Annotated in this window: 10 protein-coding genes; 9 read left to right on the plus strand and 1 reads right to left on the minus strand. The window is 37.5% G+C overall.

The window, feature by feature from the left end; all coding sequences use genetic code 11:
- The first annotated feature begins 97 nt into the window (after positions 1-97).
- The 6 genes from ACNHOZ_RS12415 (at position 98) to madM (ending at position 6,637) form a co-directional block, all read left to right on the plus strand.
- Positions 98-1,462, plus strand: coding sequence for an amino acid permease (locus tag ACNHOZ_RS12415; protein ID WP_028412362.1), 1,365 nt, complete (start codon positions 98-100; stop codon positions 1,460-1,462).
- Between the two features lie 487 nt (positions 1,463-1,949).
- Positions 1,950-3,353, plus strand: coding sequence for an amino acid permease (locus tag ACNHOZ_RS12420; protein WP_447697136.1), 1,404 nt, complete (start codon positions 1,950-1,952; stop codon positions 3,351-3,353).
- A 420-nt stretch (positions 3,354-3,773) separates the two neighbouring features.
- The gene (gene spxA / locus ACNHOZ_RS12425; protein WP_013055422.1) at positions 3,774-4,172 is read left to right on the plus strand and encodes a transcriptional regulator SpxA; all 399 of its coding nucleotides are present in this window, start codon (positions 3,774-3,776) and stop codon (positions 4,170-4,172) included.
- Between the two features lie 201 nt (positions 4,173-4,373).
- Complete coding sequence (locus ACNHOZ_RS12430; protein WP_048021985.1) at positions 4,374-5,270, plus strand: LysR family transcriptional regulator; 897 nt, start codon at positions 4,374-4,376, stop codon at positions 5,268-5,270.
- Positions 5,271-5,465: 195 nt separating this feature from the next.
- Complete coding sequence (gene madL / locus ACNHOZ_RS12435) at positions 5,466-5,879, plus strand: malonate transporter subunit MadL (RefSeq protein ID WP_028412359.1); 414 nt, start codon at positions 5,466-5,468, stop codon at positions 5,877-5,879.
- Positions 5,876-6,637 (plus strand): malonate transporter subunit MadM, encoded by a 762-nt coding sequence (gene madM / locus ACNHOZ_RS12440; protein WP_028412358.1) that lies wholly within the window; start codon positions 5,876-5,878, stop codon positions 6,635-6,637. The genes madL and madM overlap by 4 nt, the downstream gene beginning before the upstream one ends.
- 96 nt (positions 6,638-6,733) lie before the next feature.
- Here the strand turns inward: madM and ACNHOZ_RS12445 are convergent, their stop codons facing one another.
- Entirely contained in the window at positions 6,734-7,399 is a 666-nt protein-coding gene (locus tag ACNHOZ_RS12445; protein WP_221833211.1) for a TerC family protein, read from the minus strand.
- A 360-nt stretch (positions 7,400-7,759) separates the two neighbouring features.
- Between ACNHOZ_RS12445 and mecA the strand changes: the two genes are divergently transcribed.
- From mecA to ACNHOZ_RS12460, 3 genes are all read left to right on the plus strand, one after another.
- On the plus strand, positions 7,760-8,440 hold the full coding sequence (mecA, locus tag ACNHOZ_RS12450) for an adaptor protein MecA (protein WP_013055427.1): 681 nt from the start codon (positions 7,760-7,762) through the stop codon (positions 8,438-8,440).
- Between the two features lie 214 nt (positions 8,441-8,654).
- Positions 8,655-10,172 carry a cardiolipin synthase gene (cls, locus tag ACNHOZ_RS12455; protein WP_025749882.1) on the plus strand — a complete coding sequence of 506 codons (1,518 nt, stop codon included), beginning with the start codon at positions 8,655-8,657 and terminating at the stop codon, positions 10,170-10,172.
- Positions 10,173-10,291: 119 nt separating this feature from the next.
- On the plus strand, positions 10,292-11,473 hold the full coding sequence (locus ACNHOZ_RS12460) for a competence protein CoiA (protein WP_221833209.1): 1,182 nt from the start codon (positions 10,292-10,294) through the stop codon (positions 11,471-11,473).
- Positions 11,474-11,607 lie beyond the last annotated feature (134 nt).

The raw sequence follows: 11,607 nt of genomic DNA on the forward strand, positions 1-11,607 counted from the left end.
TCAGATTTTTAGTACATACACTGCCTAGAATTATTTGTTTGAAAAATAAGTTAATTAGCCGCTATTAAATGAAATGGACATGTTAGGAGAGAGAATTATGCAAGGGAACACGCAAGAAAAAGAATTAAGCCGTGGACTTGAGGAAAGACATATTAGCTTAATGTCTTTAGGCGCAGCTATCGGAGTTGGACTGTTTTTAGGTTCTGCATCCGCTATTCGGTTAGCAGGTCCTGGTATTCTTATCATGTATGGAATCAGTGGTCTTATTATGTTTTTTATTATGAGAGCGTTAGGTGAAATGGCAGTACAAAATCCAGTAGCCGGTTCTTTTAGTAAGTATGCTAACGATTATTTGGGACCACTAGCTGGTTATTTAACAGGCTGGAACTACTGGTTTATGTGGATTATTACATGTATGGCTGAAATTACAGCCGTTGGAGTATATATGGATTTTTGGTTCCCGGGTGTGCCCCAGTGGATATGGGCACTTGCAGCGCTCGTTATCATGACAGGCGTTAACTTTTTAGCTGTAAAAGCATATGGTGAACTAGAGTTTTGGTTTTCTCTTATTAAAGTAGTAACGATTATCCTTATGATTGTGCTTGGTCTAGGCATGATTATTTTTGGAATTGGAAATGGCGGCATTGCAACAGGAATCAGTAATTTATGGAATCACGGTGGCTTTTTCCCGAATGGTATGAAAGGTGTTCTTCTATCACTTCAAATGGTTATGTTTGCTTACCTTGGTATTGAAATGATTGGGGTAACAGCAGGAGAGGTGAAAAATCCGGAAAAGACGTTAACAAAAGCAATTGATAATGTACTGTGGAGAATTTTGATTTTTTACATCGGAGCTTTGTTTGTTATTATGTCTATTTATCCTTGGCCAGAGATCGGAACACAAGGAAGCCCATTTGTTTTAACATTTGATAAAGCTGGAATTCCCGCTGCAGCAGGGATTATAAACTTTGTAGTGTTAACAGCGGCTTTATCTTCTTGTAACAGTGGGATTTTTAGTACAGGCCGTATGTTATTTAATTTAGCTCAGCACGGGGAAGCACCAAAACGCTATGCCAATTTAACAAAAGGCGGCGTGCCTGGTGCAGCGGTTATTGCTTCAGCTGTTGTACTGCTACTCGGAGTTGGCTTAAACTATGTTGTTCCTGATAAGGTGTTCACGTGGGTGACAAGTATCGCGACTATTGGAGCGATTTGGACATGGGGCATTATTTTACTTTCTCAAATTCGCTTCCGCAGAGGATTAAGCGATCAGCAGGTAAGTGATTTAAAATATAAGCTTCCGTTTTTCCCGTATACGTCGTATCTCGCTCTTGCTTTCTTAGCGGGGGTAGTAGTGGTGATGGGTTTCTCCTCTGATACAAGAATAGCCCTTATTGTAGGTCCGATATGGTTTATTTTGTTGGTTATTATTTACTATTCAAAAGGTTTTCATAAAAGATAAAAAATAAGGCTGAGACAAACTTATTTTTGTTGAAGGGAAATCCGAACGCGTTGAATTCTTGATTAAGAATCTAACGCGTTCGGATTTTTTTATTTGTAGGGTGAACGTAGGTTTACTGTATGTAGGGGCTTCTAGCTGTTGATTGGAGGACAAGGCGAAGACTTCTGCGGGAAAAGCGAGACAGGCTCACCGGCCGCCCGCGGAAAGCGAAGTCTTGCATGGAAATGAACAGCGGTGTCACAAGCGCAATCCACACGAGCTCATATATCCCTTCTGTTCATCTATAGATGAATGGAGTTATGTCTCAGCCGCATTTTTTTCCAAAAGAAAATGAAGGATTTATTATTTCACTTTTTGCTTTAGTGTGCTAATATATTATATTGTTAAACAAATGAAGAAATAAATAATTTCTATGTTTTAATAGATTAGCATCGAGCTTTCTATGTCAAAAGTTTAAGCTTTTAGAAGGCAAAAGGAGACACAGCAAATGAAAGACAAAAAATGGGGACTTTGGTTTTTAACAGCCTTTGTAGTTGGTAATATGGTAGGCGGCGGAGTATTTATGCTTCCTTCTAATTTAGCAAACGTATCAAGTCCAATTGGTTCAACACTTGCTTGGATTGCAACAGGTCTTGGCGTGTTCATGATTGCTCTTGTGTTCGGGAACTTAGTTATGAGAAAGCCTGAATTAAAAGGAGGGCCTCAAAGTTATGCAGCGAACCTTTTTTCATCGCCTAAAGCAGGTAAAGTAGCTGGGTATAGCATGGCTTGGGGTTATTGGGCAGCAAACTGGGCTGCAACAGCATCTGTCATCATATCGTTTGCGGGATATTTAACAACGTTCTTTCCAGTAATGGAGAGTAAGGATATTTTATTTTCAGTCGGAGATTTTCAATTAGAAGCTGGGAAATTTATTACGTTTTTAGTATGTTCTGTTTTATTATGGGGAATTCAAGCTATTTTGCAGCGAGATATCAATAGCGCCGGTAATATTAACTTTATCACAACGGCAGCTAAAATTATTGGATTCGGTTTATTTATTGTTGTGGCGCTATCGCTATTTAGCGCATCCAACCTCGTCAGTACAGAATTTGTTAATTCAAAGGGTATAAATGTAGGATTAGGAAGTCAGGTCAATGGAGCAGCCATTGCTACGCTGTGGGCATTTATCGGAATTGAATCAGCTGTACTGTTATCTAATCGTGCAAAATCACAAAAAGTAGTAAAGAAAGCAACGCTGCTTGGATTATTAATCTCAATGGTTATCTATGTGGGGATTACGCTTCTAGCTATGGGGATTCTTTCGACAGCTCAGCTTCAGCAGTCTCAAAAGCCTTTGGTAGATACGTTAGAAATGGTTATTGGACATAAAGGTGCTTACGTAATGGCCATTTTAGCACTTATATCTTTATTAGGTTCTACTGTTGGATGGATTGTTGTTAGTGCAGAAGTTCCTTATCAAGCAGCAAAATCAGGGTTGTTTCCACAGTGGTTTGCTAAAACGAATCAGAACAATAGTCCAGCCCGCTCACTAACATTAACAAATGGCTTAACACAGTTGTTTTTGTTTGCGACTATTTCAGGCACAGTTTCGCAAGCCTATAATTTCGCTATCGTTGTAGCTACTCTTGCCTATTTAGTTCCTTATTTCGTGACGACAGTTTATCAATTAAAGCTTATTGTGACGGGTGAGACGTACGACACGATTAAAGGATCGCGAGTAAAAGACGGAATTATTGCTTCGTTAGCACTTATTTATTCGCTATGGGTGATTAAGACAGGGACAGCTGATTTAAAAACATTTTTCCTAGGTATTGGCTTATTTGTAATCGGGCTTTTACTGTATCCTATCTTAATGAGACGAGGAAAAAGCACATCAGCTATTAAATAAATAAGAGATTATCTCAAAAGCTTTGCAGAAACGTCATTTCTTCTGCAAGGCTTTTTTAGTGACTGAAAAGTTCGAGGAATTTGTGAAAGAAAAAAATAATAAAAAAAAATGAAACTAATCTACAGGTTTATTCGTAATAGTAGTGTGGTAAATAAATAATGAAGAAAATCGGTAATGAAAATAATGACAGTGAAGGAACGAACTAATGTACTAGTTCACTTTAAAAAGTATATCATTCCGATGAAGTTTATAGTATAATGCAAATAGATATTATTTTTTAAAAGTAATTATAAAGTAGTATCGATTTTCATTATCAGTCATTAAATATTTACACTCGTTGAAGTTTGTATAAAACAACATGATTTACAGTTCATGTTTTGAATGTTATGACCGATTATGATAGAAGGAGTGAAGGAGTAAATGGTTACATTATATACATCACCAAGTTGTACATCTTGTCGTAAAGCGAAAGCTTGGTTAGAGGAAAATGATATTGGATATACAGAGCGTAATATCTTTTCAGAGCCGTTATCAATCGATGAGATTAAAGAAATTTTACGTATGACAGAAGATGGAACAGATGAAATCATTTCAACACGTTCGAAAACTTTCCAAAAACTAGACGTTCAGGTAGACGCTATGCCTTTACAAGATTTGTATGAATTAATTCAGCAAAATCCTGGCTTATTGCGCCGTCCGATTATCATTGATGAAAAACGTCTACAAGTTGGTTATAATGAAGACGAGATCCGTCGTTTCTTACCACGTAAAGTGCGTACTTTCCAACTTCGCGAAGCTCAAAGACTTGTGAATGGTTAATTTTTATATTTGTCTGTTTAAGATTTAAATACGAAACCAACCAAGTAACGTTTGCTTGAAGTTGGTATATAGAAAATAAGCAGCAGGGAGCCAAATGGCCTCTGCTGCTTATTTTTTGTCGAAATAGCAGGGAAAATGAAGTATATATGTAATTAATAAAGAAAGAGAGTAATTAAGCATATAAAAGTGGTGGTGAACGGATTGGAGCTTTTACAGCTAAAATATTTCCAAGTAGTTGCTAGACTAGAACATATCAGCAAAGCGGCTGAAGAGCTATACGTATCTCAGCCTGCGCTCAGCAAAACGATTTCACAGTTGGAAAAAGAGCTAGGCATTCGTTTGTTTGATCGAAACGGTAAATACATTAAATTAAATCGGTACGGTAAAGCGTTCTGTTCCAAAGTAGAACGTGCTTTAAAAACATTAGAAGACGCAAAGCATGAGCTAAAGGATATGTCGAACGATCCATGTGAAGAAATTCGTCTTGTTGTGTTAGCTAGTTCACATTTACTTCCAGAGCTATTAAGCAGGTTTCGTGAGCAATATCCTCAGGTGCGTTTTCGGCTAATGCAGCATTTGACTAATAGCTATTCACAGCCTGATTTTGATTTATGTATTTCAGCTTTTCCATTAACAACCCGTCATATCGAACATACTCCTTTACTTCGTGAATCGATTTTGCTTGCAGTCCCTCTTGATCATCATTTAGCCAAGCAATCACGTGTAAAGTTAAATGAACTTAAAAATGAAAAATTCATTGTGCTAAAGAAAGGGAAAGAGCTAAGAAAAATAACGGATGCGATTTGTAAGGAACAGAATTTTGTACCTCAAATTACGTTTGAAAGCGATGATCCAGCAACAGTGAGAGGTTTGATTAGAGCAAAGCAAGGAATAGGTTTTATTCCTGAAGTGACGTGGGGAGGTTCTACAGGAAAAGATGTAAAACTGCTAAAAATTGAAGAAGAAACATTTGAACGTACAATCTTTTTAGCTTGGAACAATGGAGGCTACGTGACGGATTTACAACAAATCTTCAGACAGTTTGTGATTGATTATTTTAAACATTTACCCTCCGATATGCCTCATGAATACATATAAGAATCATGACTAAATGTCATGATTTTTATTTCTTTTTCGAATAAATCTAAAATGAACAGTAGAGAAAAACTGCATTATGTCATTTTTGATATAAGTATATAACTAAAAATGCATAGGTTATTCAACTTTTTTCCTTTACACTATTTTTAAACCATAAAGTAAACGCTTTCAATAATGGGTTGGGGAGGAATTAATATGATAATCTTCGGTGTAGCGCTGCTGTCTATTTGCATGTTGATAGGGGTAATTGTAGGGGACGCATTAGGAGGGCTGATGGGAGTAGAAGCCAACGTTGGAGGAGTAGGGGTATCCATGCTTCTTCTTGTACTAGCGGTGGATTATTTAAAGAAGAAAAATAAGCTCCAAGTAAAATCCGAAGAAGGCATTGCTTTTTGGGGAGGAATTTATATTCCTATCGTGGTAGCGATGTCTGCACAGCAAAATGTTGTAGCTGCTCTTGATGGAGGAGGCATGGCGATTCTTGCAGGGGTGGTAGTAGTCGTAGTAGGCTTTTTATCCATACCATTTATCAGCAGAATAGGAGAGAAAGCGAAGGTGAAGGAACAAGAAATAGAGCTTTCTATTTTACCTAAGGAGCAGATAAAATGATGAATATGATTAAAGAAGGATTAGAAAATAACGGACTGATTACGGCATTTGCTATTATTGGAATTGTCATGTATATTGCTTATTTTTTATCAGATAAATTAACAAAAGGAAGAGTTCACGGATCTGCTATTGCTATTATGTTTGGATTAATTCTTGCTTATATCGGTGGAGTGAATACAGGAGGAGAAAAAGGGATTTCTGATATACAGTTATTTTCAGGAATTGGTTTAATGGGCGGGGGGATGCTGCGAGATTTTGCCATTATTGCTACGGCGTTCGGCGCCAATTTTAGCGAAGTCAAAAAAACGGGAATCAGCGGGATTACGGCTTTGTTTTTTGGAGTTTTCTATTCCTTTGTACTAGGTGTAATTATTGCTCTTTGTTTTGGGTATAGAGATCCCGTTGCTTTGACTACAATCGGAGGAGGGGCTGTGACCTATATTGTGGGACCGGTTTCTGGAACTGCGATTGGAGCCTCTTCTGATATTATCGCGTTAAGTATAGCTGTAGGATTAATTAAATCCATTTCAGTTATGATTTTGACACCGGTATTTGCTAAGAAAATCAAATTAAACAACCCTCGTACAGCAATGATCTATGGAGGAGTTATGGGGACGACGAGCGGTGTGGCAGCTGGTTTAGCGGCGACAGATGTAAAACTTGTACCTTACGGAGCCATGACAGCTACATTTTATACAGGTCTTGGTTGCTTGCTCGTACCATCTATTCTTTTTTTACTCACAGAGATTATTTTTTAAGTGTACAAAGTGTTTTATGAATAAAAGACTGCTGTGCTCATTAAACTAAAGAAAAGGCCATACTAAATAAAAATGTTTAGTATGGCCTTTTCTTTATCATTTAGTTGAACGAAAGCTATTAACAGCCATGCCGCTTATCAGCACAACAGCAATTGTTATAAACGGAATAAATGTTCCTAGAGATGTATGGTCTGCAAAGAATGAATGTAAGTTTTTTTCATGTCCAATCATATTTCCAGCAGTATAAGCTAAAATAGCTGCTCCGCCGTAAACAAGCAGGGGAAACCGTTCCATCAAATACAAAATGAGCTTGCTTCCCCAAACAATAATAGGGACGGATACGAGTAGTCCCGTGACAACCAAGATAATATTTCCATGAGCTGCGCCTGCCACAGCTATTACATTATCTAGTCCCATTACAATATCAGCAAATACAATTGTTCTCACAGCGGCGCCTAACGTCAAACCTGCACGAATTGAAGATGCATCGTCACCTTCTGATACAAGAAGCTTAAAGGCAATGATCACTAATAAAAAACCGCCGATGAGCTGCAAGTAAGGAATAGTTAGTAAATAAACAGCTAAAATAGTAAGTACAATGCGAACGATCACAGCTAAGCCAGTCCCTAAAAAAATAGCTTTATTTCGTTGATGTTCAGGTAAATTGCGGCTTGCTAAGGCAATAACAATAGCGTTGTCTCCACCTAATACAATATCGATACCGATAATAAGAAGAATGGAGGTTATTAATTCTAAATCCAATAGTCTTCCCTCCCAATATGTAAGGATAAGTAGCTCATATTGCTTTATCTGTGTTCATTTTTAACAAAAAGCGTTCATAGGGTAAAGAGATTATGTATATAACAAAGTAAGGTGTAAGGTGGCTATGAGTTGTCAGAGTATTTTTTATTTCCTTTCTTTCGCATTTTGTCATAAAATAGATATACAAGGTTCACTCAAATAGTGTATGCTTGTATATCCCAAGTTAGAATGCTTTACAAAGTGAGAAAGTACATGTAATATTGCTTTAACACGGGGGTAAAATAGTCCCTTCATCGTTTAGGGGTAATGTTCGAAATGGCCGGATTACCTTCACTGATTTTTCCGAAGGGAGAGATGATAATGGAAATCGAACGCATTAATGAAAACACAGTAAAATTCTTTGTCACTTACGTAGATATTGAAGAACGTGGATTTGATCGCAATGAAATTTGGTTTAGCCGTGAGCGCAGTGAAGAGCTATTCTGGGAGATGATGGACGAAATTCATCAAGAAGAAGAGTTTGTAGCAGAAGGTCCTCTTTGGATTCAAGTACATGCGCTTGAGAAGGGGCTAGAGGTTATCGTAACAAGAGCACAAGTTTCAAAAGACGGTCAAAAGTTCGAAGTACCTGTTGGTGAAAATGATAAAATCGATATCCCTGTAGATGGAAAAATTGAAGCGTTGCTTGATCATCAAGCGAATCAAAATAAAAAAGCTGATTTTGAAGAAGAAATTATAGAAGACGAAGGGCTACAGTTCGTCGCACGCTTTCAAGACTTAGAACATTTAATTTCCTTAAGTCACCATTTAGAGTTAGATGATATCATCAACAGCATGTACGTGTTTGAAGGGAAATATTATTTATACGTTGAGTTTACAGATGATGAAGACTTTGTAGCTGAAATTGATAACATTTTAAGTATCATTTTAGAATATGCAAATGAATCAAATGTAACAGTTCATCGTTTAATGGAATATGGAAAAGAATTAATCAGTGAAAATGCACTTGAACAAGTAAAACAGTATTTTCCTTTACGATAATAGCAGCCGATTTCATGTATATGAAATCGGTCTTTGTTTTGTCCTCTTTTTTGGAAAAGCTCTCCGCTCATATCGAACAGTATAGGTAGAAAAAGCAGGCGGCTGGTTCCTACACGGGAAAGTGTAGTGTTAAAATACCAAGTTTGAGGATAATAACAGTATAGAGACCTGTTATGAATGATGAAAGATTGGTTTTAGGATAGGTGAAAACAAGTTGAAAAATAGATTACAGCTTTTAATTTTTGTTGTTGGTATTATTGCCTTGCTTTATTTTACAAAAGGGTATTGGGACGGTAAATTTATTGGCGTGCTAAGTATCTTAATTACGATTAGTGTTGTTTTCATCGGTCTTGTTATTTCATTAGAAAACCGTCATCCAACTCAAACGCTAACGTGGCTCGTAGTATTAGGCGGTTTTCCAGTAATAGGGTTCTTTTTTTATTTGTTATTTGGACGCAATACGCGAAAACGGCGTTTATTTGCTAAAAAAGCAAAGCTGGATGAACAGGTGCTTTTAAAGATGGAAAGAGATTCTGGTATATTAGAAAATCACTTTGAACAGTTGGGCACCAGTAGGAAGCAAATGCTGAAACTAGCCGTGAGGCTTGGCAAGAGTCCCATTTCTTTTTCTTCAGATACGCGCGCATTGACGAATGGAAAAGAGACATTTCACGAAATTATGGAATCTTTAAAGCATGCAAGGCATCATATCCATTTAGAGTATTACATCGTACGACATGATCACTTAGGAGAACAAATTAAAGATATTTTAATTCAGAAAGTACAAGAAGGAGTTTATGTACGTTTCTTGTATGATGCCGTGGGCAGTTTTCAGCTTTCACCGCATTATATTCATGAGTTAAGAAACGCGGGCGTAGAAATGATTCCGTTTTTGCCGGTGAGACTTCCATTTCTCAATAATAAAATCAACTTCCGTAATCATCGTAAAATTGTAGTCATTGATGGAACAATTGGATTTGTAGGAGGTTTGAACATTGGTGATGAATATCTCGGAAAAAGTCGGCATTTTGGCTTTTGGAGAGATACTCATTTGATGGTGAAGGGTGAGGCAGTCCGTTCATTACAGCTTATTTTCTTGCAAGACTGGTATTATATGACAGGACAGACGATGCTTACTCAAACGTATCTATCGCCGGATTTAATTGACATTGATATGGAAAAGTGCGGCGGTGTTCAAATGATTGCCGGCGGACCAGACCGTGAGTGGGAAATTATTAAACACTTATTTTTTTCGATGATTACGTCTGCGAAAGAGTCCATTTGGATTGCTTCTCCTTACTTCATACCTGATGAAGATATTTTTACTTCTCTCAAAGTAGCTGCTTTAAGCGGTATAGATGTAAGGCTTCTTGTACCTCAGAAGCCCGATAAAAAAATTGTTTTTCATGCATCACGCTCTTATTTTCCTGAGCTGCTAGAAGCAGGTGTGAAAATTTACGAGTATAAAAAAGGATTTATGCACAGCAAGATTGTGATTGTTGATAGAGAAATTGCCTCTATTGGAACAGCTAACATGGATATGAGAAGCTTTCATCTGAATTTTGAAGTAAATGCTTTTTTATATCGCACAGCTAGTACCCAAAAGCTCGTATATGAATATATGCAAGATTTAGAAGAAACGAGTGAGCTTCACTTTAAAGACTTTGAAAAGCGGCCATTTATACAGCGGCTGTTTGAATCAACAGCTCGTTTGCTTTCACCGCTATTATAATCGCTGTAAACCACATTGCGTATGCTGCAATGTGGTTTTTTTCTGAAAGAAAAGGGTTTAGTAGAAAGGTGTCGAATACAAGGATATAGCTCGCTACTATAGGAAGGAGAAATGTACGATTGTTAGTTGCCCGAACAGAAGAAGGCCTCATTTCACTAGCTCAGCGCTTTTCGCTTGAACAGCTTAAGCTGTGGAAAAAAGAAAAGCAGTTCTACTGTCCCTCTTGTCAATCCCCTGTACAGTTAAAGGTAGGTACAAAAAAAATCCCTCATTTTGCTCACCTGAAAAAAACGTGCGTCGCTCAGCATGAAGGTGAAACAGATTATCATCTTGACGGAAAGCGAAAGCTGTTTCACTGGTTTAGTTCTCATCTTGAAGTCGAGTTAGAAAGTTACCTTCCTGACATTATGCAGCGTCCAGATCTTCTTATAGATACCCCTTCGCAAAAATATGCAATCGAATTTCAATGTGCGTCCTTATCTTCCTCAGTGCTAACCAAACGTTCTATTCATTATGAGAAAGGAAATTATATGCCTCTTTGGATTATGGGGGCAAAAAGAATGAAACGCTTATCCACTTATATGTATCAACTTTCTTTTCAAGAGTGGCAGTTTCTCACTCTTTCCGATTATACGCCCACACTTCTTTATTTTTCACCTTCTACTAATCAGCTGTTGAAACTTGAACATCTTATGCCTTTTTCATCTCAAATTTGTTATGCACAGCTTGTCGTGCTCTCTCCTCACGAGCATACCTTTCATGATCTTTTTTCTACACATACACAGCCTCAATTTTTCTCTTCATGGGTAAAGAAAAAGAAGGCATGGAGAACGCATTATATCCTCTATCCTAATCAGAAGCTTCAGCCTTTTTTACACGCTCTTTATGAAAACAATATTCCTCCTTCTCATATTCCAGCAGAAGCGGGCATGCCGCTGCCTTCTTTATACATGATTGAAACGTCTGCTACTATATGGCAAACGTGGCTGCTTCTTGATTTAATGCAGCAGAAGCAGCTAGGGGATTTAGTTACAGAAAAAGAGTTATGCAGGCTATGGCTCTACAGAATTCATCAGAGGCATATTGTGTTTCGGTCTTTGCCGATGGCCCCTGTTGTTGTGGAACAGCCCTTGTTTGAGTATATAGAGGTATTATGCCGGTTAGGGATACTAACGTCTATAACTTCTGGGTTATACAAAATCAGAAGACCTTATACGATTCCAAAGCAAACATCCGATGCTTTTTTAGAAGATGGACAGATGATGAAAAAGTGGTTAAATCAAGCAAAAGAAGTGACATAACCACTGAAAATCAGTACGCTTAAGAAAGAATCCTTTTTTCAAAAGCGTACTGACTTTTGATTAATTCTTTTAAAACAACATACAATAACGAAAGAAATAAAAAGGATTCGCCTTAGAAAAAGCGAACAGTTATA

Source organism: Priestia sp. D51 (genome assembly GCF_053345675.1).